Annotated in this window: 26 protein-coding genes and 2 tRNA genes; 6 read left to right on the plus strand and 22 right to left on the minus strand. The window is 43.6% G+C overall.

Features of this window, described 5'->3' with window-relative positions:
* Positions 1 to 451: 451 nt before the first annotated feature.
* Entirely contained in the window at positions 452 to 1,843 is a 1,392-nt protein-coding gene (locus tag LC20001_RS09075) for an L-cystine transporter (protein ID WP_010010960.1), read from the minus strand.
* Positions 1,844 to 2,560: 717 nt separating this feature from the next.
* Here LC20001_RS09075 and LC20001_RS09080 point away from each other — a divergent pair.
* On the plus strand, positions 2,561 to 3,154 hold the full coding sequence (locus LC20001_RS09080; RefSeq protein ID WP_010010958.1) for a TVP38/TMEM64 family protein: 594 nt from the start codon (positions 2,561 to 2,563) through the stop codon (positions 3,152 to 3,154).
* Positions 3,155 to 3,230: 76 nt separating this feature from the next.
* On the opposite strand, the gene LC20001_RS09085 is transcribed toward LC20001_RS09080, so the two are convergent.
* From LC20001_RS09085 to LC20001_RS09115, 6 genes are all read right to left on the minus strand, one after another.
* Positions 3,231 to 4,391 carry a pyridoxal phosphate-dependent aminotransferase gene (locus LC20001_RS09085; protein ID WP_056943334.1) on the minus strand — a complete coding sequence of 387 codons (1,161 nt, stop codon included), beginning with the start codon at positions 4,389 to 4,391 and terminating at the stop codon, positions 3,231 to 3,233.
* Positions 4,392 to 4,946: 555 nt separating this feature from the next.
* Positions 4,947 to 6,449 carry a ribosomal protection-like ABC-F family protein gene (gene abc-f / locus LC20001_RS09095; RefSeq protein WP_004562613.1) on the minus strand — a complete coding sequence of 501 codons (1,503 nt, stop codon included), beginning with the start codon at positions 6,447 to 6,449 and terminating at the stop codon, positions 4,947 to 4,949.
* A 241-nt stretch (positions 6,450 to 6,690) separates the two neighbouring features.
* A complete protein-coding gene (locus LC20001_RS09100; RefSeq protein ID WP_010010955.1) occupies positions 6,691 to 7,524 on the minus strand; it encodes an NAD(P)H-hydrate dehydratase in 834 nt (277 codons plus the stop codon).
* An 85-nt stretch (positions 7,525 to 7,609) separates the two neighbouring features.
* A complete protein-coding gene (locus LC20001_RS09105; protein WP_056943335.1) occupies positions 7,610 to 8,005 on the minus strand; it encodes a hypothetical protein in 396 nt (131 codons plus the stop codon).
* A gap of 95 nt (positions 8,006 to 8,100) precedes the next feature.
* A complete protein-coding gene (locus LC20001_RS09110) occupies positions 8,101 to 9,129 on the minus strand; it encodes an IS30 family transposase (protein WP_169925067.1) in 1,029 nt (342 codons plus the stop codon).
* Positions 9,130 to 9,346: 217 nt separating this feature from the next.
* Positions 9,347 to 9,430 (minus strand) — tRNA-Leu (locus LC20001_RS09115).
* A 162-nt stretch (positions 9,431 to 9,592) separates the two neighbouring features.
* Here LC20001_RS09115 and LC20001_RS09120 point away from each other — a divergent pair.
* Positions 9,593 to 9,955, plus strand: a complete 363-nt coding sequence (locus tag LC20001_RS09120) for a DUF1304 domain-containing protein (protein ID WP_003680825.1) — start codon at positions 9,593 to 9,595, stop codon at positions 9,953 to 9,955.
* Positions 9,956 to 9,989: 34 nt separating this feature from the next.
* Here LC20001_RS09120 and LC20001_RS09125 read toward each other — a convergent pair whose 3' ends face one another.
* Positions 9,990 to 10,460 (minus strand): universal stress protein, encoded by a 471-nt coding sequence (locus tag LC20001_RS09125; protein ID WP_003680827.1) that lies wholly within the window; start codon positions 10,458 to 10,460, stop codon positions 9,990 to 9,992.
* 96 nt (positions 10,461 to 10,556) lie between these two features.
* On the opposite strand from LC20001_RS09125, the gene LC20001_RS09130 reads away from it, so the two are divergent.
* A complete protein-coding gene (locus LC20001_RS09130) occupies positions 10,557 to 11,114 on the plus strand; it encodes an Ntn hydrolase family protein (protein ID WP_010010953.1) in 558 nt (185 codons plus the stop codon).
* 59 nt (positions 11,115 to 11,173) lie between these two features.
* Positions 11,174 to 11,244: transfer RNA gene (locus LC20001_RS09135), tRNA-Gly, on the plus strand.
* A 73-nt stretch (positions 11,245 to 11,317) separates the two neighbouring features.
* Here the strand turns inward: LC20001_RS09135 and LC20001_RS09140 are convergent.
* The 4 genes from LC20001_RS09140 to LC20001_RS09155 all read right to left on the minus strand — a co-directional run bounded on the left by LC20001_RS09140 (position 11,318) and on the right by LC20001_RS09155 (position 14,714).
* On the minus strand, positions 11,318 to 11,722 hold the full coding sequence (locus LC20001_RS09140) for a hypothetical protein (protein ID WP_010010952.1): 405 nt from the start codon (positions 11,720 to 11,722) through the stop codon (positions 11,318 to 11,320).
* 64 nt (positions 11,723 to 11,786) lie between these two features.
* On the minus strand, positions 11,787 to 11,963 hold the full coding sequence (locus LC20001_RS14415) for a hypothetical protein (RefSeq protein WP_010010951.1): 177 nt from the start codon (positions 11,961 to 11,963) through the stop codon (positions 11,787 to 11,789).
* A gap of 473 nt (positions 11,964 to 12,436) precedes the next feature.
* Positions 12,437 to 13,189: a sulfite exporter TauE/SafE family protein gene (locus tag LC20001_RS09150; RefSeq protein WP_003680600.1), complete on the minus strand. Its 753-nt coding sequence runs from the start codon at positions 13,187 to 13,189 to the stop codon at positions 12,437 to 12,439.
* Between the two features lie 46 nt (positions 13,190 to 13,235).
* On the minus strand, positions 13,236 to 14,714 hold the full coding sequence (locus tag LC20001_RS09155) for an MFS transporter (RefSeq protein WP_003680601.1): 1,479 nt from the start codon (positions 14,712 to 14,714) through the stop codon (positions 13,236 to 13,238).
* A gap of 192 nt (positions 14,715 to 14,906) precedes the next feature.
* Between LC20001_RS09155 and LC20001_RS09160 the strand changes: the two genes are divergently transcribed.
* Entirely contained in the window at positions 14,907 to 15,257 is a 351-nt protein-coding gene (locus LC20001_RS09160) for an HIRAN domain-containing protein (protein WP_010010945.1), read from the plus strand.
* Positions 15,258 to 15,450: 193 nt separating this feature from the next.
* Here the strand turns inward: LC20001_RS09160 and LC20001_RS09165 are convergent, their stop codons facing one another.
* From LC20001_RS09165 to LC20001_RS09205, 9 genes are all read right to left on the minus strand, one after another.
* The gene (locus LC20001_RS09165) at positions 15,451 to 15,852 is read right to left on the minus strand and encodes a hypothetical protein (RefSeq protein WP_010010944.1); all 402 of its coding nucleotides are present in this window, start codon (positions 15,850 to 15,852) and stop codon (positions 15,451 to 15,453) included.
* 77 nt (positions 15,853 to 15,929) lie between these two features.
* A complete protein-coding gene (locus LC20001_RS09170; protein ID WP_010010943.1) occupies positions 15,930 to 16,751 on the minus strand; it encodes a helix-turn-helix domain-containing protein in 822 nt (273 codons plus the stop codon).
* Positions 16,752 to 16,843: 92 nt separating this feature from the next.
* Positions 16,844 to 17,062, minus strand: coding sequence for a hypothetical protein (locus tag LC20001_RS09175; RefSeq protein WP_010010942.1), 219 nt, complete (start codon positions 17,060 to 17,062; stop codon positions 16,844 to 16,846).
* Between the two features lie 53 nt (positions 17,063 to 17,115).
* The gene (locus LC20001_RS09180; protein WP_010010941.1) at positions 17,116 to 17,703 is read right to left on the minus strand and encodes a hypothetical protein; all 588 of its coding nucleotides are present in this window, start codon (positions 17,701 to 17,703) and stop codon (positions 17,116 to 17,118) included.
* Entirely contained in the window at positions 17,696 to 18,154 is a 459-nt protein-coding gene (locus LC20001_RS09185; RefSeq protein WP_010010940.1) for a MarR family winged helix-turn-helix transcriptional regulator, read from the minus strand. Before LC20001_RS09185 ends, LC20001_RS09180 begins: the two co-directional genes overlap by 8 nt.
* A 72-nt stretch (positions 18,155 to 18,226) precedes the next feature.
* Positions 18,227 to 19,540, minus strand: coding sequence for an MFS transporter (locus LC20001_RS09190; protein WP_010010939.1), 1,314 nt, complete (start codon positions 19,538 to 19,540; stop codon positions 18,227 to 18,229).
* Between the two features lie 63 nt (positions 19,541 to 19,603).
* Positions 19,604 to 20,125, minus strand: coding sequence for a GrpB family protein (locus LC20001_RS09195; protein ID WP_010010937.1), 522 nt, complete (start codon positions 20,123 to 20,125; stop codon positions 19,604 to 19,606).
* A gap of 50 nt (positions 20,126 to 20,175) precedes the next feature.
* Complete coding sequence (locus tag LC20001_RS09200) at positions 20,176 to 20,901, minus strand: pseudouridine synthase (RefSeq protein ID WP_003680176.1); 726 nt, start codon at positions 20,899 to 20,901, stop codon at positions 20,176 to 20,178.
* Between the two features lie 9 nt (positions 20,902 to 20,910).
* Positions 20,911 to 22,542 carry a putative polysaccharide biosynthesis protein gene (locus LC20001_RS09205; RefSeq protein WP_003680178.1) on the minus strand — a complete coding sequence of 544 codons (1,632 nt, stop codon included), beginning with the start codon at positions 22,540 to 22,542 and terminating at the stop codon, positions 20,911 to 20,913.
* Between the two features lie 177 nt (positions 22,543 to 22,719).
* Here LC20001_RS09205 and LC20001_RS09210 point away from each other — a divergent pair, with 177 nt between their 5' ends.
* The gene (locus tag LC20001_RS09210) at positions 22,720 to 23,151 is read left to right on the plus strand and encodes a universal stress protein (protein WP_010010936.1); all 432 of its coding nucleotides are present in this window, start codon (positions 22,720 to 22,722) and stop codon (positions 23,149 to 23,151) included.
* Positions 23,152 to 23,405: 254 nt separating this feature from the next.
* On the opposite strand, the gene LC20001_RS09215 is transcribed toward LC20001_RS09210, so the two are convergent.
* On the minus strand, positions 23,406 to 24,743 hold the full coding sequence (locus LC20001_RS09215) for an IS4 family transposase (protein WP_099267146.1): 1,338 nt from the start codon (positions 24,741 to 24,743) through the stop codon (positions 23,406 to 23,408).
* Positions 24,744 to 24,878: the final 135 nt, after the last annotated feature.

The following is a 24,878-nucleotide window of genomic DNA, read 5'->3' on the forward strand; positions in this document are numbered from 1 at the left end:
TTGTTTGGTCCTTCATGGTTACCCACTACTATGACCTCGGCTGACTCCTGTACACTTAACCAGCCATTTCTGACTTGCTTTGAACTCATATTTCCTTGTCATTTGGGTATTCCCTAAGAAAATCAGGATTGTGTGTACAGGTCTCCCCGGGTAAGAACGTCAACTTTCGTACCATGTCACCGTCAGCTTTACTGTCGTAACTTCGGGTAGTATCGGACTTCAGTGTGTTTGGCCACCTTATCCAGTTACTTCCGGCCTTATAGCTGCTTCTTGTTCATCGGTGCAGTACTTTGCTCATCAGGCTTCCTTCAGTCTTCACCTCACGATAAAGGCCTTGCCTTTGGCTAGCGGTTCCGACTACTACGGCCCGCAGTGGACTTTCACCACCTAGTTGACGCCCATGCCGGGCGCACCAAAAAAGCACCTACCTTTACGATAGGTGCAACCAAACTTAAAGCGTCGATTCGACCACATGAGTGGCGTCGTCAAAAACTGTCTCGTCCAGCGTCCCACCACGTTTAGCAGTGATCACGCCGGCTAAAATACTATCGTTGACGTTGGCTAAAGTCCGCGCCATGTCGACAATCGGATCGATGGCGATCAGCACACCTAATACACCGATCGGCAAATTCAACGTCCCTAAAACGATCAACGTTGAGAAAATGGAACCACCCCCGACACCAGCGACCCCAAAGGAAGCCAGCGTAACCACAGCAATGATCGTTAAAATATATTGCAGTGAGAAAACATTGATACCAACCGTTGGCGCAATGATCGTGGCGATCATCGCTGGATAAACACCAGCGCAACCGTTTTGCCCGATCGTCAAACCAAAACTAGCCGCAAAATTTGCCGTTGGTGTATCGACCCCCAATGATTTGGTTTGGATCTCCACATTTAACGGTAACGTCCCGGCACTAGTCCGTGAAGTAAAGGCGAAGAGCAATGCCGGCCAAGCTTTACGATAATAGATCACCGGATTAATATGGTGCGCCACCAAAATCAATGTGTGCAATAACAAAACGCCGATCAATGCAATATAAACTGCGATGATGAAGACACCAAGATTAGCGATCAACTCAATACTATCCGTTGCCGTCGCTTTAGTCATCAAAGCGAAAATCCCATAAGGTGTCAGTTGCAAAACAAGATGAACTAAGCGACTGACGATTTGATGGATTGCTTCAAAGCCTTTGGCAAATACAGCTGCCTCTTCCGGATGATCTTTACGGATACCTAAGAAAGCAACACCGACAAAGGCAGAAAAGATTACCACGGCAATCGTACTAGTTGCCCGTGTGCCAGCAAAGTCAGCAAAAATATTGCTTGGTAAAAAGCTAACGATTTGTTGCGGAATGCTTAGCCCCTTAACCGCTGTTTGATGCTCCTTTAAGATCGCTAAGTTAGCCTTGCTGGCTGTAGCCTTAACAAAATCAGCACCTTGCAGATGAAATAGGAAAACACTTAGCACACCCAATACCGCTGCGATCGCGGTTGTTGCCAATAAAGTCACCAAAACCGTCGAGCCGATTCGCCGTAAATTAGTCGATAATTTCAATTTAATAAATGCGCCAACCAGTGAAACGAAAATCAGCGGCGTGATCAGCATTTGCAGCAATGCCACGTAGCCCCCACCCACAATATTCAACCAATCAATCGCGTTGGTAATAATTTTACTGGTTGCGCCAAAAGATAATTGCAGGATCAAGCCAAACACGATCCCCAAACCTAACGCGAGAAAAACTTGCTTAGAAAACTTAACTTGCCGCCGTTGCAAAACGTACAAGCCGGCTAAAATCAAACCGGCGATGATCACGATTAAAACTGTCAAAGCTGTTGTCATAAGAACGCCCCCAAATAATATATCGCGCACCACTAAGTGCGCTTGCTGAACCAATAAATTGCGGCCACATCACGCCCGCCAAAGCGCACCACCTCCTTAAATAAAAAAACGCCCGCCCCCTGGATTCAAAAACCCAGGGACGAACGCATTCGTGTTACCACCCTTATTTGCCGCTACCTCACGATAGAAACCTCAACAAGTACGTCAGAGTGTTAAAAATAACGGTTAGATTATGAAATATAGCCTAGCTTGATGATAAGATACACGAAGTGGATCGTTCATCAAGTGTAGCTATATGCAATAATCTGTTATTTTTAACACGTTTCCGCTAAACTAGTCAGAACACACCAACCCATTTAACGCAAAACTGATTATACTGGGCAATATATCGCTTGCGGGACGAATCATGGGCGTTAACCCACCATTAGCTCAGAGCTCATCTTCAGTTAACCTGCTTTTGTACGCTTCCATCAACCGTACTTGCTGAAAAAAGCGAACTAACTTACTCTTCTCTTCAACACCATTTATTAAATTAGTATTAATTATTAAACTATTTACCGTAACTGTAAACCTTATTTTTTAATTTATTTTATATCTAGCAAAAAGCTCAGTCATAAGCCACCCAGAAATTCCGACTTTTGACCGAAGCTTTTTTATCGGCAAATTAGCTAAAATATGGTATAACATTTGTAATTCAGCAAAATGGAGGACCTGCGTATGAGTACTGCAACATCACGTCGACTGCTTAACATTATTTCCTTAGCTGGACTGATCGTCTCGGTGTGGTTTACAATTTATTGTTTTCATCTCGGCGTCTTTAAAAATACTGCAGCGCTGCAAAACTTAGTTGGCCACGCCGAATTTTTCGGTCCACTACTGTTTATTGCCCTACAAATCGTTCAAGTCGTAATTCCAATCATCCCCGGTGGGATCAGTTTAGCCGCTGGTGTCTTGATCTTCGGCCCCGTTGAAGGCTTCGTTTACAACTACATCGGTATTGTGATCGGTTCACTGATCGCCTTTTTCCTCGGCCGCCGCTTCGGCAAGCCACTGATCCATCACCTGATCAGCCAAAAAACTTACGACCGCTACATCGGCTGGTTAGATAACCAAAATCGCTTCACTAAATTATTTGCCATTGCGATTTTCTTACCAGTCGCCCCAGACGACGTCCTTTGTTTGTTAGCCGGCCTAACTAAAATGTCATTCAAAACTTTTACAATGATCATTTTATTAGGTAAACCAGCGACGATCTTGGCTTACAGTTACGCCCTCGTTTATGGCGGGATGTTTATCAGTCATATTCTTTAAAATAAAAATGGCGCTGACCAAAATTGGTCAACGTCATTTTTTTGCTTATTTTCAAAATATTATTTCACGCTCAGTTTTAGTGCGCTTGGACGAAAGCTGTTAAGCGTTCAACCGCCTTATGCAAGTTTTCCATGCTGGCTGCGTAACTGATCCGTACGTAGCCTTCACCGCCGGCACCAAAGGAGATACCAGGGATCAAAGCTAATTTTTGCGTTTTAGCTAATTCACGTACAAATGTCCATGAATCTTGCGGGCAATTAGCTGGGATCTTGGCGAACAAATAGAAAGCCCCATCTGGCCGTGCCATTTCAAAACCTAGTGGTTCTAATGATTTGATCAAGTAGTCGCGGCGTTCAACGTATTGCTTAGCCATGACCTGACTATCTTCTTTACCATTAGTCATCGCTTCCAATGCAGCATATTGAACCAAAGTGACTGGTGCAGTCACCATGTACTGATGTGACTTGATGATTTCATCAGTGACTGCTTTAGGCGCCAATAAGAAACCAACGCGCCAGCCAGTCATCGCGTGGGACTTGGACAAACCGTTGACCACGATCACTTGCTCAGGAATGAAGTTAGCCAAGGATTCGTGGGGTTCACTGTATGATAATTCAGCATAGACTTCGTCACTAACGACCCATAATTGATATTTAGCGATGACTTTGGCTAAGCCAGCTAATTCTTCATGGTTATAAGTGACCCCGGTTGGATTGTTAGGGTAATTCAAAACTAGCGCTTTAACGACTTTGTCGCCTTGCGCTTTGATCGTTGCTTCTAACCGTTCTGGTGTCAACACAAAGCCGTCCGAACTGGTATCAATGAACACAACTTGACCGTGATTCAACAACGTATCTGGGATATAGATCGGGAAAATTGGTGTCGGAATGATCACCACATCATCTGGATTAACAATTGCCTGTAACGCTGCCGCGATCCCTTCTGTCGCCCCAACTGTCGTAATCACATTTTCTGCCTGGTAATGCCAATTAAATTTTTCGTTATAGTAGGCCGCCGCCGCTTCGCGTAATGCTGGGATCCCTGGATTTGGTGTGTAATGTGATTGATTATCCTCAATTGCCTTGATTGCCGCCTGTTTAACGTGCTCTGGCGTATTAAAATCTGGTTCACCTAAAGTCAATTTGACCATTCCTGGTACTTGACTGACCTCATTATCGAACTGGCGAATATCGGATACTGCAATTTTTTTAACAATTTGATTAAAATCTTCCCGCAAAACATTCCCTACTTTCTTAATACAATTTAATGAATATTATACTCGTTTTCAGTTAGTTGTGGCAGAAAATTTTCAGCCTTAAAAACAAGCCGCATCATTTAGCGCCAACTTTCAGTTAGTAGCCTCATCTATTTTGACATTTTTCGTTGGTCTTATGGCCAGCGACTGTAAATTACTTCTAAATAAAGAGCTAGCCACTATCTATAATATACGCAAACGAGTACAATTCACTTCAAGTGTTTAGAAAAGTGAACTGACTAATCGCGCACGCAAAATTTGTACTGCTTATCATGATTTAGAAATTACACAAGCTGGCCAACAGAGCAAGACGCGTTAGTTTTTTTGACCGATGCTGGGCTTGTCGGTCGCTTAGTCATAGCACAACAAGTCAGTTGACCGATTGAACAAACATAATTTTCGTTGGCTCACCAAATTGCCAAGTTGATTTGGTAGCTTAGCGCTTTAGCCAAGGCCAACGACATTGACCTGACTGCAGCGCTGGAAAACTTTTTATAGTTGCGGAAACAACATTTAAACTAACGAAAAAGGCGGACCTTATTGGTCTGCCTTTTCTAGTGCCACTACTTTGGTCGCTACTCGCTCAATAAATGTTTGATCATGCTCGATCAGCAGCATCGTCGGTTGGACCGCCGAAATTAATCGTTCCAATTGTTCTTGGTTGAACACATCTAAATAGTTCAACGGTTCATCCCAAATATACAACTCCGCCGGTAACGACAGCGATTTAGCTAACTCAACTTTTTTGCGCTGACCCATGCTCATCAATTCGATCCGCGTATTAAAAACATCCCGCGGCATCCCCAGCTTATGCAAATTATTCAAAAACACGGTGTAATCTAGCCCCTGCGCTTCAGCAAAATCCATCAATGTGCCCTGATTATCTTCGTAATCTTGGCGCACATAACTGATCTGTAGCTGTGCCGGCTGCTGTACTTGTCCACTTACGCTTCCCCTAAAATGGCCAAGTAATTGACGGACGATCGTTGATTTACCTGCCCCATTAGGCCCTACCAATGCTAAACGCTGACCTTGCTGCAAGTCAAACGATAGTGGTTGAAATAATGGCTGTTCATAACCTAATTGTAGTTGATCCACCGTCAATAATCGTTGGTGATGGCTCGGGCTAAACGCCATGGACAACGGATCGACCTGCTCAGTATTTTTTAACAAGCGTTCTTTTTCACTGATCTCATTTTCCATTCGCTGGGCTAAATGCTTTGACCGTTTCATTGTCCGCGCTGCCCGCGCCCCAATAAAGCCAGTATCGTAAACCGCACCACTGCCTTTTTTACGCGGATCGCCATATTTATCACCTTCACGGGCTTGCGACCACTTCGCTTTTTCCGCCGCCGTTTGTTTTAGCCGACCGATATCTTTTTTCAGCTTACTATTTTGCGCCTGTTCAAAGTTATCACTTAACTGCTTTTGTGCTTCATAAGTAGCAAAGTTACCCTGATAGCTACTGATCTGATTTTTCTCGATTGCCAAAGTATGATCAGTCACTTCATTGAGAAAATGCCGATCATGACTGACCACAATAAAGCCCTGTCGCTTTTGTTGCAAATAAACGGCGACCTGCTGACGCCCTTGCAGATCCAAATGATTGGTCGGCTCATCGATCAACGGAAAAGCCCCATCCTCGATAAATAATACTGCCAGCAAAACTTTAGTTTGCTCGCCACCAGATAGCGTATTAAACGGCCGCCATAATAGATTCGCTGCTAACCCAAGCTGGCTCATTTCTCGCTCGATCTGCCACTGTTCAGCGTCACTGATTTCTGCCAACACATAAAACGTCAACTGACTTTTATCACTGATCGGCTGCGGGAAATAGCTAAATTGCTGGTGCTGCTGAATCGTTCCTTGATAAGGCAGTTGTCCTTGTAATAAGCGTAATAACGTGGTTTTGCCACGCCCATTACGCCCGACTAGCCCTAATTTCCATTGACTATCCAGTAAAAAATTGGCTTGTTCAAACAACGGTTTTGCTTGCCCATCATAGCCAAAGGTTAAATTTTTAATTTCAATTTTAGACATAAGCTCACTCCAAACTTAAATAACCGTTTTCATAATTAGCTAAAAAAGTGAGCACACAAAAAGAGACCCACGCATCGATCGACTAAGCCAATTCTGAAAATCTGCAGACTCCACCCGTGATTTACGGTTAAAGTATAAACAGCTTTACCAGATTGACTTAGTTTCTCAACGCACAGATCCCTCATTTCGTTTTATATTAGTTGGATTATAGCATGCTGATAATTAGGACGCAACCCGCTAATTAGGACGCCATTTCTGCCATATATTTTGGCAACGCGGCAATGATTTGCGTGGGTAACGTTACATATTGCTTTTGTGCCAACTGGTCACTGATTGCACTATGAGTGTAAACCGCCGCTAAAATCGTTTGCGCGCGATCAGCAGAAAATTGTGCCAAAAAGCCAGCCAAAATTCCAGTTAAACAATCGCCCATACCGCCAGTGGCCATTGCCGCCGAACCAACTGGATTCTGCCACATTATCGTTGAATCCGGTAAATAAATTTCTGTCCGGTGTGATTTAACGATCACGGTTGCGGCTAATTTTTGCTGGATTGCTTGATTCTTGGCCGGCGTTTGTTGGGCGACGGGGATGCCCGATAGCCGTTGCCATTCCATTTGATGCGGTGTGAAAATAATTTGCGCCTGCGGTAAAGCTAGTTTTTCCTGTGCAACCAAAGTGATCGCAGAACCGTCAATAATTAGATTCTGCTGCGGCTGTACTTGAGTAAAAACAAATTTCAAAATAGCCAAGGCGGTGACGTCAGTGCCTAAGCCAGGGCCAATCACGATCACATCCATTTGCGGAATCAACTCAGCCAGCATCTTTTCATCCTGATAATCCACCACCATTGCTTCTGGCAAGCGGGCATGCAAACTGATAAAATTCTGCGGTGCCGTGGCACACGTAACCAAACCGGCACCGCTATAAACGGCAGCACTAGCACTCATAATAATCGCACCACCAAAATTTTGGTTACCACCGATCGTCAATACCCGGCCAAAATTGCCTTTATGACTTTCTTGTGTTCGTGGTCGAATCACCTGTTGCACAAGCGATTTTGTAATCTGTTGCACCCTCAGCACTCCCCTTACAAAGATTTACATCACTACTCATATTATAGCATCTGACCAAGTAAATCGGGGCAGCAACCCCTACAAACTATTTGGGATCAGCTGCAATTGGTTCAATTGCTTTGACCCATGCTGGTGCAGCTTCCAGCTGGGTACGGGTGACATAAAACGCACTGGATTTGGCTTGCGTAGCACTTAAATGTGCCGTAAACCACTGACCGTTCTTGCGGATTCCAGCATAGGTCTGCCCACGTGGATCAGTAGTTTCAGTTGCTTCTAGTGGCAGTAAATATTTAGGTTCCACCACGACATAACCATCTAGAGCTGCCCGCATTAACCAAATTTTATCGGTAGCCGTTAGCACATGATCGCCTGCCGTCTCTGAACTTGAAATACACTGCACTAAATAAAGTGTTTGTGAATCCTGATCCAAAAAAGCCTTACGCGCGCGTTGTGCCTTTGCCCATTGATCAAACCACATCATATAATTCACCCCAAATTGCAAGAACAAATTAGCCACGCAATAAATCCCGGCAAGACAGTATTTTCATTGATATTCATATTTTAAAGATTCAATCTTTAGCCAGCGGCAGCGGAGAAAAGCTCTTTTGGGGTTTGGTAACCTGACTGCCGGCGTGGTAAGTTGTTTAGCTTGGCTTCCACTGCTTGGATATCACTAGGGCCTAAAGTATCCATGGACAGGCCCTTAGGCACATCACGACGGATCATTCGATTATGCGCCTCATTTGTGCCTCGTTCTGAAGAGCGGTAAGGGTGGGCATAATAAAGGTCGGCAACCCCGTCAAGCACCGTCCCCGCCGCTGCGAATTCTGCCCCGTTGTCAGCGGTAACGGACTTCATGATGTGTCCATATTCTTGGCAGATCTTAGCCAGTTCGTAGTTGACTGAATCGGCGTCACGGCCATCAATCAAACGCAGGATCTGACAGCGAGATTGGCGCTCGATCAGCGTTAGAATAACACTTTCTTGGCCGTTACGTTTACCGACTACGGTATCCAACTCAAAGTGACCGAACTCCTGACGCTGGTCAATACTTTCAGGCCGATCTTCGATACTCCGTCCGGCCAGACGCTTATGCTTGGGTGAATGGTGGTGTTTAGTGCGGCGCCGATTTTTTTCGAGCAGATCAAGATTACGGACTTCAAGTAGTTGCGCATCGATATAGTGGTATAACGTCTTGGTCGAAACCATCTCCTCAGGTTGATATAAGCCTTCAAGTTTAGCACGGCCCACCGCGGCATCAGGCGACCAACCGTCTTGGTGCAAATGGGCCGTAAAGTAGTGGATAAAGTCAGCGACACCAGCGAGTTTCAAAGGTCGATGACAGGACATTCGGTTAGCTTCGTATTTGGCCTGTGCCGCTTCTGGCGAGTACTCGCGGTGATATTGCCGTTGACCGTTCACTTTTTTAACTTGGTCGATCTCACCACGGCGTAGTTCATTACTGATTGTTTGATGACAAACACCGATAACTCTAGCAATTGCGCGGTTAGAGTATCCTTGGCTGTGTAGCGTGGCGATTCTGCCGCGCTCAAATGAAGTTAGGTGGTGACCTTTTTCTCGGACTGTGGTATTCTGTTCTTGCATCAAGACAATAACCTCTTTCATTTTTGTGTTGGAACATCAATGATAACAGAGATTTGTCTTGGTGTTTTTTATTTTTTCAATTAGCTGGATCTAATTGGCTAACTTGATTATAAAACGCGCGACATATAATTCACCTCAGCTGTACGACTTTTTTGTATTAATACAAAAAAACACCACTTTCAATTAAGAAAGTAGCGCTTGATCGTGATTAATTTAATGCCGCTGGCAGGGGTCGAACCTGTACTTCCCGAAGGAAACAGCACCCTGAATGCTGCGCGTCTGCCAATTCCGCCACAGCGGCAAATTACTTTAGCACTTAAATAGTTTAGCATTTTCCCGGTAGTGAGGTCAAGTTTCTTTTATGTAAAAAGTATAAATAACCAATTCTAGTTAAACACAAACATTGACGCTCCCGTTTGACCTGCCTTATAATAGGAATACGGAATTTCATTAGGAGGAAATTATGCAAATTTTTACCCTTATTTTAGCCGCACTCATTGGTTTAGAGCACCTGGGAATCATGGCATTAGAAATATTCGCCGGACCCAAAAGTCAGGCCAAAGCGTTTGACATGCCACTTAACTTTGTGAAATTGCCAAACGCAAAGATTGCTTTAGGCAATCAAGGTATTTATAACGGTGCACTGGGATTGTTGATCCTAAGTAGTCTTTTTATTTTCAGCGGTACCGCTTTGACCACTTTACTTAAATTATTGATGCTTTTTATCATGATCGTTGCGCTTTACGGCGGCTTTACGGCGACCAAGAAAATCTTTGGTTTGCAATTTTTACCGGCCACGATTGTTTTCATCTTACTGTGGCTATAAAAAACGCCTAGGCAATTGACCTAGACGCTAACGGTTATTCTACTTCAGTAGTATTATCTTCAGTGTCATCAGCTTCGTCGTTGACGACTAAAACTTTGGTCATACTGTGCCGGACAACATAACTAGTTGTTGAGCCAAGCATGATCCGTGATAGCGCATCGACCCCACTTTTACCCATGACGATCAAATCGATATCGTATTTTTCTGGCAGTTCTTCAGCAATCGCTCTTTTAGGCATCCCGTTAGCTAAGATCGTGGTCACCTTAAGCCCCGCTGCTTTAGCGTCTGCTTCCGCTTCGTTCAAAATTTGTTGAGAACGATCTCGCATGTCGGAATAAAATTGGGCTGGTGCTGCCATACTGCCATACGCGACAAATTGTTGCTCATTGACGATGGAAGCAATAAACAGTTCCGCAGCAAATTTTTTCCCGAGTTCAATGGCCTCTTTCAAAGCGACTTCTGCGTTACGGCTACCGTCTAACGGAACTAAAATGTTTTGGTACATATCGGCACCTCTTTCGTTTTTGATAACCTTAGTATACGTTAGAACCAATAATGAACGACAGAAATATGCATACCTATAATAAATAAGGAGGTCCCCATGACCATTGCAATTGGCGTTAGTACTGGTAACGGTAGCATTATTGCGACCGATTCACGGCTGACGATGCAGCTAAAGCATCGTCTATTTGTACGTAGTGACGCTACGACTAAAATTTTTCAGCTCAATGATTGTTTGCTGGCTACAGCAGGTCAATACAATCTTAAATTTAACAACCAGTGGCTCTCAATTAAAGAGTTTCTACTTAATTTTACTGCGCGCCATCCCGATCTAACCGCCGCAAACTTAGCTAATTCACTGCAGCAAGAACTAGCCAACACCAATCTAGCCAGCAATGATTTTATTCTGGCTAAGAATAATTCGGTTTGGCATATTAGCGACCAGACAATAACTAAAACACCATACATCGCAATTGGCCAGCAAGCGGCGGTCGCTGAATTTTATAATCTGTATCCGGCTTTTACAAACACTGGCACAATCGAGTTACTAGCTACCGAGTTAAAAAATAATTTAACCCATTTTATCGCTGCACATCCACAATTTGGCAAAATTGGTGGCCCAGTACAAATTGCGTATAGCACAAATAATGACGCATAAAAATTCAAAAAAAGCTGGCGGCACTAAAATAGATATGCTATACTATAATAGTTGAAATTGCGGGTGTAGTTTAGTGGTAAAATATCAGCTTCCCAAGCTGAAGTCGCGAGTCCGATTCTCGTCACCCGCTTAAGTGAATAAACGTTTTTAGGAGCAGCACTTTATTGCGTAAGTGTTGTTTTTTTATACTCTTTTTACGAACACTACCATAATCGACGCAACAAAATAAACACACCAAAGACCCACAGAATCGGTGCACCCAAGAACAGCAACAATGCAATAAAGAAATGAATGACCCCGGTTGAATAAGCCAGTGCATTGGGCGTCTGCGCTAATATATTGTAAGGTAACACATTGGCGAAGCGTCCTAAATTATACTGCTGGCGACGCTGTTCCCAATTAAAATGAAATGCATCAATTGGGACGCTAACGGTTTTTTTAACAAATGGTATCGTTGCTAATGGATAGAAGAACAACAAGTTTACTAATAACAAAAAGTCGCGGTCCGTAATTTGTATAATTAAGCCATGATTACCTAGGTGTACAAAAAGTAATAAACAAGCAAATGGTAAAATACCACTTCTTAAATAGCGATAGTATTTTTTCATCAATACGACCTCCCTTTACCAGTCGAATCACAATGCCAGTAAAAACACTTATTACTAAGTTTTCCTACCAATTAAATTTAGGTGCACAATTAGAACAACCACCACAATAATAAACGCCAGCCACTTTCCCAATCAAATGGCCTTGCTTTTCTGTATATTTGGTTGGATCAAAGTCAGCTAATGACCTTAAGTATTTTCCTTTGATAAAACAAAAACCGATAACAAGCAATAAAATCGCCATTAAGTTAGCCAACACAAGGGCAATTGTGTCTTTCACCAACTTTCTTTAGAATGCGCTAGCTAAATATTCCATAACACGCTGTTGTTGCCACTGGGTATAACCAGGTGCAATGATTTGCGTCATTTCCGCAATACTTAATTATGCATGACGAATTGTCAAACATACTCAATCTTATTTGCCATTTATTGCTCCTACTCCTGAATGGTTTGACCCCAAAACTTCATTTCACCACTAGCACAAGCACACGGTAATATTTCGCAACACACCTTTACCAGTGCCGTTACTACCTGATAAGGCACCCACTGAATGACGCGGAATTTGATAAGAAACAGCTTCTAGTTTAAATTTCACTAACACAAGCAGCTCAACTTCAACAATAGGCTCCATGGCCACTCCCCTGATTGTAAACCGCTTTCAATGCAATTATAGCGCAATAACTAAAAAGGCTAAGCCCTAAATCAGACTTAACCCATTTACAGATACGCGGTATAAAATAAATAGCCGGCCAAACCAAATGCGGAAAACGCAATAATAATGCGCAATGGCCGTACTGGCACGTGGCGAATGACCACTGGTCCAATATAGCCGCCAATAAACATACCAAGCCCCATCGGTACCACCATCCACCAATAAATTTTAGTAGTAACAGCATAGATCACCAACGATAACCCATTGGCCAATAAACAAGTAAAGTTTTTGATCGCATTGGTGACCGCAAATGATTTATTCAACGTGACGATCAAAATCGATAACAAGATCATCCCCGCTGAAGCGCCAAAATAACCGATATAAACACCGACTAACAAAATCGCTAAATTTTTAAAAAACGTCACCCCGCGACCGGCGGGCTTAGGCGCATCTAGAATTTTTGACTGGTGAAATTGCGACCACAGCATCAAAACACCAGCGCCAAAAACTAAGAATGGTACCACCCGTGTAAAAGTTTTTGCCGGCGCGACAACAAGTAAAACACTGCCAATAACGCTACCCACTAACACATACACCGCAACTTGCCACAAAGTTCGGTGACTACTATTCAGTTCCTTTATCGAGGAAACACTGGAGCCTAAACCGGTAAAAATCAGCGCGGCCGTATTTGTGGTGTTAGCGCTGATCGGTGGCACGCCGAGCATCAATAAAACCGGGTATGACACTAACGAAGCTAGTCCCGCAATCGAAGAAACTAATCCGGCAGCGGCACCACTGACTAATAAAATAATTACCATCAACCAAACTGACACGCTTGATCACTTCTTTCCATAATTAACCCACTCAAGCTGCTGTTTTACGTGCGGCCTGTTTTTCCAAATGTTGGGCCCAAATATTGATTCCCAACGAGATCAGCATTAAGATCAGTGCCAACAGCATGATATTGTGCAGGCCATGATGTAAAATCAATCGCATTTGCGGCAGCAGATGACTCGGTAACGAATCAATATTAGTCGCATCACTTAGCTTATTCATCATTTTCATCGTGATCGTTCCACTAGACTTAGTGACTCCTTGGCGCAACGCATTATTCATGACCAAACCAAAAATCGCGGCGGTAAAAGTTTGACTAAGCATCCGAATCAAAAAGCTAAACGAAGTCGCCACGGGAATATCTTGTTGCTCAGCATCTTGTTGCACCTTAACCTGTAGTTCATTGAAACATGCACCGTTACCTAAACCTTCAAAAGCACCAGCCACCAACAACAGCCAATACGGTGTTTTAACACCACCCATCAACAAAACAAAGGCGATCGTCAACGTAATGATGCCAAATGCCAATACCTTTTGTGGCGAAAAATATTTGCGCAGTGGCGCTACAGAACCAGAACCAATAAAGTTAGTGAACGAGCTAGGGATCTGCGTCGCCCCACCAATTAAAGCCGTAGTACCCAGCAATCCTTGCGCCCACATCGGACTATAGATCAAGAAACCAACAAAGGCACCCCAAATGATGGTAAATAACGCAAAATCGATCATCAAATCACGATTTTTGAATAGACGGCTAGGAATGATCGGATCAGCAACCCCTTTTTCAAAGTGAACCATACTGCCTAGACTGACCACTGCAACCACTAGTGCTATAACAACAAAAAGCCTGCTGGCACTGCCGATCATTTCAATACCTGCCAATAGGCTAGTTAGCCCGATCGTCATTAAAATGGAACCTAAGTAATCAACTGGCTTAGTCCGACCAACCGTTTTTTCTTTTTTGTAATAAATTTGTACTAGTAACGCTGATAGCAAACCAATCGGCACATTGAGATAAAATACCCAGTGCCAGGTAAAGGCATCGACGATAAAGCCGCCGACTAGCGGCCCAATGATCGTGGCCGTACTGTAACTGGCCGACACGAAACCCAGCACCTGCATCCGTTTGCGCGGATTAGTGTACATTCGCGCGTAGATAATGTAAGGCAGCGAGACGACCCCACCATTACCAATGCCAGCAATCGTCCGCGCAATGATCAGAAAAACGATATTCGGTGCCATCCCTTGCAACAGCGAACCTACGACAAAGAACAACGCCGCTAACTGATAGCTGCGTTTATTGCCGATATGTTCACCAAGTTTGCTCCATAATGGTGTGCTGACTGCTGTACCTAATAAGAAAACGGCTACGATCCAGCCCATCATTTCGAGCCCATGCAGATCGGAAATGATGGCTGGCAACGCCGTATTAATGATTGTGCTGTCCAAGCCACTCATTGCATTCGATAACAATAATGCGCAAGTCACGATTAAAATATTCCGTTTTGACAAAAAATTCGCTTCTTCCTCCAAATAATTACTCTCTTTATGTTACAACTTATACCTTGATTTTAAAAATAAAATCGAAAACAACCGCTTGTATCGTGACCAAATTCATTTATAATTTAAGTGATATTAAAATAACAGTATCTGTATAATATACGCACAGTAATTAATAATTTTAGATCAGAAATGAGGCTAACCATGGCTAAACCTTTTCAACCCAAATACGAACCCAGCCGCCACCTACTTGATTTCCACATTGCCGGCTTTACTTATTACGACGGTCTTGATGTGATCAACGAGCTAACTTTAGGTAAACCCGTGACCCTAGTAGCCGAGCCAGATAACCCCGCTGACAGCGAAGCCATTGCGCTCTACTATCACAAGCACAAACTCGGCTACGTCCCAGCAGCTAAAAACGAATTCATCAGCAAGCTGCTGTATTTCGGCTATGGCGCTTTTTTAGAAGCGCGCATTCAATACATGAACAAAGAAACCCACCCTGAGCGCCAATTTCGCGTCGTCGTTAAGTTAAAAGATAATCGCAACTAAAAAATGGTCGTTGTGACATAAGTCGCTTATGCCCAATGCCTTCTTTGCACTTCCGAACAATATAGTTAAAACGTGTGACATAAGGCAACTTTTTCCGCTTAGCTACGAGCGGCAAATAATCCACTACGTGAATCATTCGCCGCTCTAGGCTAATGCTCAAAAGCTGAACGCCTTATGTCACACTCTCATTTTTTCACGCAACGATTTGTGCAAGACGTTCCAAATTAACATTAAAAGCATACTTAGCAATGGGCGCCAACAAACTTAAAGGTAAGTTATTTTCATCTAGCAAATATAGGTCTTCTTGTATCTGTACACCGGCAGTAACCTGACGTAGTGTAAAGACTAAATCATATTCCAACCAACCTTGTCTACTGTGATAAGTAATCATCGTCCCACTATTTGTCACCGTAATCACTTCATGCTTATTTAGTGCACCTGCCCCACGAGTCACCTGAAACTGCGCTGCTACAGCGGTAACTGACTGAATATCTGGTACCCATTCGTGCAACCGGCGCGGATCTGCCAGTAGCGCCTGTATCCCTGTCATTGACGTTGTTACATCCAAAATATTAGTAAAAACTGCTTTTTGCATAAAAGTAAAGCCTCCTTGTCTTTGATGGCTTTACTTTACCCAATTTAGCGCAATATAAAAAATAAGAATACTAATATTTAGAATTGATCATAAGTTTTTTCTTGAAAAAGCTCGGCAAAGATCTGTTCCCGTTGCTGCGCCACTAAGGCTAGATCTGCTTTTTCCTCAATCTGTGCAGTTTGCGCTAACAAATGATAAAAATTAGCTAGCATATAATGCGAATCATGCGCCGTAGTAAATTTAATTCCCCTAGCCACCCACTCCAATGACAACGTGTACTGCTGCAAATAAAAATAACTCAATGCCACTAAATAGAATAAAATATTTTGATTTTCTGTGTATGGTATAGCGGCTAAATTATGCATTGCTTGATCGATTGCGTGCTCAGTCCGTCGCGGCGCCTTTAATTTAGCTGCGATCAAACCCAACGATATCCGCGCTAAACGGGCCAAAGTTGTGTTAGTCGTCCCTGTACTGGCCAGGGATAAATGCAGTAAGCGTTGTGTTTCCGTTAAATCAGCACTGACCTGCAAAGTTGCCACTGCTAAATAATAATAGTAGGCCTGGGTCTGCTCAACACTACTAATATTCGCTAAGACGGCCTCGCTTTGCAAGAAATCGGCTAGTGCCTGATAACAATGCTGATTACATAGTTCCGCCAGACGGGCATTTAAATTGGGCAACTGACTGACGGCAAAATTATGCGCCAAACTAATTTCGGTCAGACTGATCCCTAAGCGCTGGCATAAACTGATCAACAACTGCGCATTTGGCCGATACTTATCATGTTCAATTGCTGATAACATTGGCTGCGAACAAATGCCCGCCGCAACTGTTTTTTGCGCTAAATGCTGTGCTTGTCGAGTTTGTTTTAACAATGCCCCAATACTTGCCGCCATTGATATTGTCCCCCTTTTTTATTCGTTAGTCGCATTATACACTTGCTATTAATAAAAAAACTAGGCCCAAAATCAGCCTAGTTTGTACTTATTTATTCGTAATCCACTTCATCATCGTCGATCTGCCGCTCCAGCAGCCGAATTTCCTCATCGGTCGTGCTGATCTCTTCGTTGATTTCTGCCAACGTTTGCCCTGAAGCACTGTAACCTTTATACAAGGCGGTCACATAATCCGTTTCGGCTAACTGCCGCGCGTGCTCACGTAAATTACCTAATTGTAAGATCAAATCTTCATATTCACGATCGTTCATTAAGTTCACCTCAGCTTCTATTAATGGCTACATTCAAAAACTAAGCACAGAGGCTAGGCCAACGCTTCTGGCGCCGCCAATTGTGGGCCCTGGCCGTTACGAGCCAACACCCAATCATCATAATTCCACTCTTCGGTTGCTCTTCTGGATTGGAAATAATCCCACCGTGACTCGCGCTCCAATTCGATCACCTGTCCGCCAGGTCCAACCGACACCCAATTATACGAGCCATTATCGTGGGCAAATTTGACCCACTGTACTTTAAAGGATTGGCGCTGTCCTTGATCATCAATGAAAAATCTGGGTAACGTGTCCGTGCGCATATAGTGCAATCCCCGCGCATAATCAGGATCAACCGTTTGCCACGTCTGTTCAGCTATATGCACCACGTCGCCTTTGATCGGTAATTTCAGTTGTTCCGCAGCAACGAAAAAGCGATTGTAACTGATCAGACGCTCATCAGCGCCATAAACTAGCGTAACGTGCGCATTATTCGGGCTAAAATCCGGCGTCATTTGAAAACAATCCACCCGAACCTGTTCGCGATTGCGCCGGTGCGTTTCTGTGGTGACCAATTTAAATCCATCAGGAATAATTAATGCCGGAACCGCGCGTTGTTTGATCAATACATGATTAGCCATTTAGTTCGTCCCCCTTATTTGACAATAATTGATCGAGATCACGATCAACTATCCCTAGAAATTGCTGTAAAATTGTACGTTGTTGGGTATCAAATGAATCGACCAACGCTTGATTGATCTGCGGTAAGCGCTGAAGCAACTGTTGGTACTGCTGCTGACCTAAAGCTGTTAATTTAATCACGCGGCTACGACCATCCGTCGGTGACTTTTCTTTGACAACGTAACCGAGTTTGATCAACCGATTAAGCCGCCGAGTTACGTTGCTGGGATTTAAATAGATGACTTTAAATAGCTCTTCCTGCGATAAAGTCCCCCGCTCACCAACTTTCAAAATGAAAAAATACGTGCTGGCTGTTAAATTCAGGTCCTTTAACTGCTGATTCAAATATTGGCGAATTTTTTGCGCCACCAGATTGAATTGCCGAATATAACTGTCCATTTCATCGATCATCAACCTCACTTCTTTCCTTTATGCGTGCCCGAATCAATATGACTAGCGCCACCGCCAATAACATAAACGCCACTAGATAAGTGCCACGCTGAGCCTGGAGCAAAAGTGCCGCGCAACCCCTAAAGCCGTACTGACTGACCGGTGGCTGAAAAATGACAACAACCGATAAAAAATCAAAGTCGACAGCGTGGTACCCAAAACTAAGCCAAGCTCACGCACTAACGAGTTAGTCGCACCAGCTAATCCCCGCATTTTATTGGGCACTGCTTGCATGACGATCACATTGTTCGGCGTGCTGAAAACAGCCGTCCCGATCGCGATCAGAACCGAATTAAAAATAAAATACGTCGGTTCATACTGTGCTGTAGACAGTGCCAAAGTCAACTGAGCACCCACTAAAATCGTCATCCCAATCAACATTTCCAAGCGCTGATCATAACGATCGGAAAGATAACCAGCCAATGGTGAAGCCACTAGTGAGACGATCGGCGTGACCATTAATAATACTCCGGTGACCCCTGGTGAGTATTTCAACGCTAATTGCAAATACAATGGCGCTAAAATCGTGAAGAAATACGAAACAATGAAGCTCAAAAACGCAACTAACAGACTCTGACTAAATAAATGATAACGAAAAATCTTAAAATCTAGCAACGGTAACGTAACCCGCCGTTCGATCCGCCAAAACACATAACTTAAACCCATGGTTAATAACAACATGAGCCACCAATAACTGACTTGCGTCGTTGCCACATACAACGTACTAGCAGCCAAGGCCAAAATCAGCGCCCCCAGCCAGTCAATTCGCCCACTGTGTTGCGACTTATTTTTCGGAAAAATCACGAGTTCAGCCAATAAACACAGCAACCCTAATGGTAAGTTGACCCAAAAAATATAGTTCCAAGGTAACTGAACCAAGATCAAACCGCCTAGGCCAGGTCCAGCTAAAGCCCCTAGCGAAATAAAGATACCTTCAATTCCAAAGGCGCGGCCCAATTGTTCTGGTGGAAAAGTATCAGTCACCAATGCATAACTATTGGCCATCGTCATACTAGCACCAATGCCTTGGACTAAGCGGCCCAGCAATACAACTACCAAATAACCGCCTAAACCGGCCAAAAATGACCCGAATAAAAAGACTAATGTGCCCCATTTAAATACCCGACTACGGCCAAACTGATCACCTAGCTGACCAAACAATAGTAACGTCGCACAAATGGTGATCAAATAACTAGAAATAATCAAAGTGGTTGCGCCTGTGGTGATCGATAAATCTCGGGCGATCGCCGGAATCGCAATCGCGACGATGCTGCCATCGACGATCACCATGAAGAAAAACAAACCAATAACTGATAAGATCGTCCAACGCTGAATCGGTGATTGCATTTTATCCACCTCCTCGCGTAGTATAAGCTATTTTATTTGCTTAAGCAAGTAAATTAACTCACCTTATTTTTCCGCGGCAGCTAAGCGATAAATATCGGCGATAAAGTCAGCTTTATAGCGATTATATTGTTCAATATCATTGGCGAACAGTTGCGCACCTTGCAGTTTGATCTGTGCATATTGCTCCCGGGCAGCCCGATGTGTCCGCAAATAATCACGTAACGCTAAGTGATGACGTAGCGCCAGTGAATCAGCTAAGCAAACATATAAATGATGTAGCTTTAAAACCGACTTTGTGGGCTCATAACTAAAGGCGTAACGTTGGGCCACGCCTAATTCACCTTCGCAGTAATAACCTAATTTTGCTAAGCTAGTAATCAGCGTCTGCAGTTGACTGGCTTGTGCGATCACAATATCGATATCAATGATCGGCTTAGCAGCCAAGCCAGGCACTGCTGTACTACCAACATGTTCAATGCGTGTAAATGAACCCGCAATACTAGGCATTAAATGGGCAACGATTTGTTTAAATGCCAACGGCCAAGTGGCTTGATAAGGAATCACTTCAATATGTTCAGTTCGCATAACAATTTCCTCCACTATTTAATTAATTCAGATCAAAAAAGCAGTCTCCCTTAGGAAACTGCTGCTTGTAATAATGTAATTTCGGCATCCGTTAAGGCGCGATAGGCACCAGCGGCCAACGTCGTATCTAACTGCAAGCCGCCCATCTCTATTCGCTGCAACGTCAGCACTTCTTTACTGACTGCTTGGAAGAGGCGTTTAACTTCATGAAATTTACCTTCATGTAAGGTCACTTCGATCTGACTTTGCTGCTGCACTGGATCAACCGCTAAGATCCGCAAATCGGCGGGCGCAAATTCATTGCCTGCCTTCGTCGTAATACCAGCCGCAAAACGTTGCTGATCAGCCGCAGTAACGATGCCCGTGATCAACGCGTGATAAACTTTAGCTACCTGCCGCCGCGGGCTTAACAATTGATGCGCCAACTGCCCATCATTAGTCAAAAACAATAAGCCCGTGGTGTCTTTATCCAAACGACCAACTGGAAACAGATCAGCCCGCTGGTCGGTAGCCACTAATAAATCGATCACCGTCCGCTGCTGTGGATCAGTCGTTGCCGACAAAACACCCGCTGGCTTATTCAGCATATAATAATAAAATTGCTGATAATGAACCATTTCACCAGCCACGTCAACTTGATCACGTTCTGGCACCACATTTGCCTTGCTACTGGTAACCACTACCGCATTGAGCTGAACCTGCTTACCGCGAATCAGCCGCTGCACTTCTTTCCGGCTACCAACGCCAGCATGCACTAAAAATTTATCTAAACGCATGATTCAACCTCACTTGATCCGTAAACGCCGTCGTAGTCCGGCGATCCGACTACCTAACAATTGATCGCCTAACCGACTCTTCAGTACCAAATAGCCATACAACGTCGCGCCAACACCAGCAACCAACACGATCACCAGCATACTCTGAACCCGGCTAGCTGGATTTAGGAATAAATACAATACCTGCTGCAAACCAATGCAAACCGCGTACATCACGAGCGCAAACAACAACGTCTCCGAGAAGAATTTGATCAACTCGGCAACTTTCAAATGGAACATGTTGTTCATGGTATTGATCATCAAATAGCTAGCGACCATGAACCCAATTGCCGTTGCCATCAATGGACCAAATACTTTGAACAAATAAATCATAGGGTACTGAACAACAATCTTAACGACTAAGCCAACGACAAAGTAGGCAATTGCCAATCGATTTTGGTATAACCCCTGTAGCATTGCGGCTAAAACGGTAAATAGTCCTAACACGATCGAAGTATAAGACGAGAACTCCAATACTAACGTACCAGTAAAGTCATAACCGTAAAAAATCGTGTACAACGGCTTAGCCACTGCCGCCATCCCGATTGCTGAAGGAATCATAATGAAGAAAAATAATTCGATCGTATTATCGACTTGATCACGAACATCACGGAAATCACGTTTCGTGTAGGCCTCCGATAACAATGGAATCGAAGTGATCGCCATTGATGCCGCCAACGAAACGATGATCATGATCAGTTTATTGGCGTTAAAGGCAAATAAAGAATACAACGTATTAAATGTCGCCCGTGTCCCCACGACAAAATCATCGATCATATTGAAGAACGTATATTGATCGACTAACTGGAAAATCGTGATCCCCGCATCTAAAATGATAAACGGAATCGCCTGACGCACCATTTCCATCAGCATATCGCGAGTCGAAATATCTAACGTATCCGCACTATTATCTGCTAAAACATCCCACTCTTTACGTTTACGCAAATAATACCAAGCCAATACCAGTAAACTGGCCACCGCGCCAATAAAGGCCGCAAATGTTGAATGCGCCACGGCTGTAACGTAACTACCGTGCATGACCTGCATGATCCAATAAGCCGTCACCAACATATAGATCACCCGCGCCACCTGCTCAATAAACTGAGAGACTGCGGATGGTGCCATATCCTGATAACCTTGGAAAAAGCCTCGGAATAGACTCATCATCGGAATCACTAATAACGGCCACGCCAATGACCGAATAACTGGGATTGCATCCTTATCCCCAGTTGAGATCCACGGTGCTAACAAATAAAGTGCCGCCGCCGAAATGACGCCCATGAATACCATTAAATACAGCCCACTACGAAATAATTTACGCCCAGTTTTATATTCATTCATCGCGTTATAGTGCGAGACCTGCTTGGCCACTGCCCCGGGAATCCCGGCAGTAGAAATAATCAGAAAAATACTATAAATATTGTAGCCAATCGCAAATAAGGCATTCGCTTGCCCTCGATCTCGGCCGAACCACATCATCCACGGAATCACGTACAAAGCACCTAAGATACGTGAAAACATACTACCGGCGGTCATCCAGGCCGATCCACGGAGCATTTTTTCTTTCGATGTGGTTGTCTTTTCTTCTGGCTGCTTTGCCATAATCATATCCCTCACAAACTAAGTTTCACGAACATGTCATGCTGGCATATTCCAACTGATTTCCGATTTCCTGTTGCTGGCCGACAGCCATTGATTCATGCTTGCACAGCGCCTTTTCTTTGACGCTTGATGTAAGAAGCTTCTATAATGAAGTAAATAAGTAAAGGTGGCGATCTTATGCAGCAAGCAACATATTTAGTCGCAGTCGATGGCTCTAAAAATGCCGAACGGGCTTTTCAGGCCGCTGTTGATCTAGCAACCGTAACTGGCGCACAATTAACCCTTTTATATGTGATCAATGATCGGGGCTATGATAAACAGCGTTTTGAAGCTGAATATTTACGCCTGATCGACGCTGAACATCAATTAGCCGAAGAGCTGTTGAACACTTATCAAAAAACAGCACAACAGCAGCATATCAATGTGCAACAAGCAATGGTCTATGGTTATCCGAAGGAACAAATCGTCACTTATAGTCGCGATAATCAACCCACTGATCTGATCTTCCTTGGTGCCACCGGGAATAACGCCTTTGAAGACGGTGAACTCGGTGCGACCGCCAGCTACGTGATCCGTCACGCCGCCGCCAATATTTTTTTGGTCAAATAAAACTCGACCAAATTTAATTTTATCATTTTCAACGCGCATTAGATACTAGAAAACGTGCAAAAAGAAGGTGCTGGCATAAATCACAATGTCATTAAGTTAGTGACTTGACAATTATTAGTCCCTGAGGAAATCGCTCGGCTAATTTTAAAACCACCTGATTAGTCATTTCATGATTGCTAATTGGGTGGTTTTTATAATTTAAAGCTAATTTAAAGCGCACTAAAATAAGGGCGACGCAAGATTAGGTTGTCAGTTTACGCGACTCGATAAACAAAACTAACCGCACGCTTAGGTTTTAGTCGCCGCTTATTTTTACGCCCGGGGCGAATCGGGACTAAGTAGGTGCCAAGCTGAATCAATAACGCTTGAAACTTTGCCTGCTGGTTATTGCGGTAATAATACCGCACGATCCTAGTGGCCAGTTTAAAATTAATGGTGTCCCAATGATGGTGATCGGTCTGCGCGACGTAAGCTTGATTAACGGCTGCACTAACCACATTGTACATGATTAAGTTGGCGTAAAGTTCCATTTCAATAAACTGGTCTTTTTTGGAATGAAATTGAATGGCGCCAAGATCATATTTTAGCTTAGAAAAAGCGGTTTCGATGCCCCAGCGCAAATGATATAACCGTTTCATTCGTGGTAATGGAAACTGCTTTGCCGGAAGATTAGTGATCAAGACTTCCCACGCTGGCTTACCGTCAGCTGTTGTCCCAATTTGAAATTTACAAGCCCGGAATTTAACGGTACAAAAGACGCCAAAATCCCACCGCCGATCTTTGGTATTTTTGGAACGAAATGGTTGGTACTGGTGCCAATAATGTTGAATACAATGAATATTTTCACTACTTTTATGCGTAACGTAATAATGATTAGAAGTGGTCACGCGGCACGCGATTGCTTGATCACACTCACCATCTGGCAAATTTTGAATTTCTTTGATACTGCCGCCTAACTTGGCTCGAATAAGATAATGCAACCCCTGGTGCCGGTTTAGATTTTCAATTAGATTAAAGCTTGGGTAGCCACGGTCCATCATCACGATCGAATCGTCTGGTAGGTGATCAAGCATGGCTAAAACACTGCCGCGTTCGTCCATTGCCGTTTTGGGTTGGCTAATACAGTCTTGATAGCTTTTATTTAACAAGTCGTATAAAGTATTAACATGCATTTGACAATAAGGCTTATTTTTTGAAAAATCACAAACGTACTTTGAAGTAGGATTCCAAGGCAGATCAAAGTCCGAGCCATCGATCGCTAATACATGGTAATGGTGATCCAACAGTTGCGCGTTAGCTATTTGCTGGTTGAATTGATGAAAAATATGTTTGAAGCAGTCGGGTTTTAGCTTACCTTTTTGTTGTTCAAAGGCAGAAGCTGAAACTTGTTCATCAATACCAGGAAAAGCATTGAATAACTCAATGTTAAGGCTGTTACCCTGCATATTAAGCATCGTTTTAATCATCGTACCAGCAGTTAATTTCCGTTTACGCGTAAAATCCTGTGGTGAATGAGTGTAATCATGAATATGGCTAACTGTTTCATTGATAATTTGGTCCAGAACGCTTAAACTATTAGTTGGGTTTAACATTAGTGACACACTCCTTATCGGTATTGGATTGTTACAATTAGGCCTGTGGAGGAGAAGGTTTAGTGCCTTCCCCTTTTAGTTTACCAAGTTTAAAGTAAAAAATAAGGCTTCAGCTACATAAATGATGTAGCTGAA

The organism is Loigolactobacillus coryniformis subsp. coryniformis KCTC 3167 = DSM 20001 (genome assembly GCF_002706425.1).
GTDB lineage: Bacteria > Bacillota > Bacilli > Lactobacillales > Lactobacillaceae > Loigolactobacillus > Loigolactobacillus coryniformis.

Excerpts from the sequence above, each read along its gene's own strand:
- LC20001_RS09210 (WP_010010936.1), top strand. The coding sequence starts at position 22,720 with ATGCAGCAAGCAACATATTTAGTCGCAGTCGATGGCTCTAAAAATGCC.
- LC20001_RS09105 (WP_056943335.1), bottom strand. The coding sequence starts at position 8,005 with ATGATGTGGTTTGATCAATGGGCAAAGGCACAACGCGCGCGTAAGGCT.
- LC20001_RS09175 (WP_010010942.1), bottom strand. The coding sequence starts at position 17,062 with ATGAACGATCGTGAATATGAAGATTTGATCTTACAATTAGGTAATTTA.
- LC20001_RS09110 (WP_169925067.1), bottom strand. The coding sequence starts at position 9,129 with ATGCAAGAACAGAATACCACAGTCCGAGAAAAAGGTCACCACCTAACT.
- LC20001_RS09125 (WP_003680827.1), bottom strand. The coding sequence starts at position 10,460 with ATGTACCAAAACATTTTAGTTCCGTTAGACGGTAGCCGTAACGCAGAA.
- LC20001_RS09180 (WP_010010941.1), bottom strand. The coding sequence starts at position 17,703 with ATGGCTAATCATGTATTGATCAAACAACGCGCGGTTCCGGCATTAATT.
- LC20001_RS09195 (WP_010010937.1), bottom strand. The coding sequence starts at position 20,125 with ATGCGAACTGAACATATTGAAGTGATTCCTTATCAAGCCACTTGGCCG.
- LC20001_RS09140 (WP_010010952.1), bottom strand. The coding sequence starts at position 11,722 with ATGAAAAAATACTATCGCTATTTAAGAAGTGGTATTTTACCATTTGCT.
- LC20001_RS09200 (WP_003680176.1), bottom strand. The coding sequence starts at position 20,901 with ATGCGTTTAGATAAATTTTTAGTGCATGCTGGCGTTGGTAGCCGGAAA.
- LC20001_RS09130 (WP_010010953.1), top strand. The coding sequence starts at position 10,557 with ATGACCATTGCAATTGGCGTTAGTACTGGTAACGGTAGCATTATTGCG.
- LC20001_RS09205 (WP_003680178.1), bottom strand. The coding sequence starts at position 22,542 with ATGGCAAAGCAGCCAGAAGAAAAGACAACCACATCGAAAGAAAAAATG.
- LC20001_RS09170 (WP_010010943.1), bottom strand. The coding sequence starts at position 16,751 with ATGGCGGCAAGTATTGGGGCATTGTTAAAACAAACTCGACAAGCACAG.
- LC20001_RS14415 (WP_010010951.1), bottom strand. The coding sequence starts at position 11,963 with ATGGCGATTTTATTGCTTGTTATCGGTTTTTGTTTTATCAAAGGAAAA.
- LC20001_RS09160 (WP_010010945.1), top strand. The coding sequence starts at position 14,907 with ATGGCTAAACCTTTTCAACCCAAATACGAACCCAGCCGCCACCTACTT.
- LC20001_RS09215 (WP_099267146.1), bottom strand. The coding sequence starts at position 24,743 with ATGTTAAACCCAACTAATAGTTTAAGCGTTCTGGACCAAATTATCAAT.
- LC20001_RS09150 (WP_003680600.1), bottom strand. The coding sequence starts at position 13,189 with ATGGTAATTATTTTATTAGTCAGTGGTGCCGCTGCCGGATTAGTTTCT.
- LC20001_RS09080 (WP_010010958.1), top strand. The coding sequence starts at position 2,561 with ATGAGTACTGCAACATCACGTCGACTGCTTAACATTATTTCCTTAGCT.
- LC20001_RS09165 (WP_010010944.1), bottom strand. The coding sequence starts at position 15,852 with ATGCAAAAAGCAGTTTTTACTAATATTTTGGATGTAACAACGTCAATG.
- LC20001_RS09190 (WP_010010939.1), bottom strand. The coding sequence starts at position 19,540 with ATGCAATCACCGATTCAGCGTTGGACGATCTTATCAGTTATTGGTTTG.
- LC20001_RS09075 (WP_010010960.1), bottom strand. The coding sequence starts at position 1,843 with ATGACAACAGCTTTGACAGTTTTAATCGTGATCATCGCCGGTTTGATT.
- abc-f (WP_004562613.1), bottom strand. The coding sequence starts at position 6,449 with ATGTCTAAAATTGAAATTAAAAATTTAACCTTTGGCTATGATGGGCAA.
- LC20001_RS09185 (WP_010010940.1), bottom strand. The coding sequence starts at position 18,154 with ATGATCGATGAAATGGACAGTTATATTCGGCAATTCAATCTGGTGGCG.
- LC20001_RS09120 (WP_003680825.1), top strand. The coding sequence starts at position 9,593 with ATGCAAATTTTTACCCTTATTTTAGCCGCACTCATTGGTTTAGAGCAC.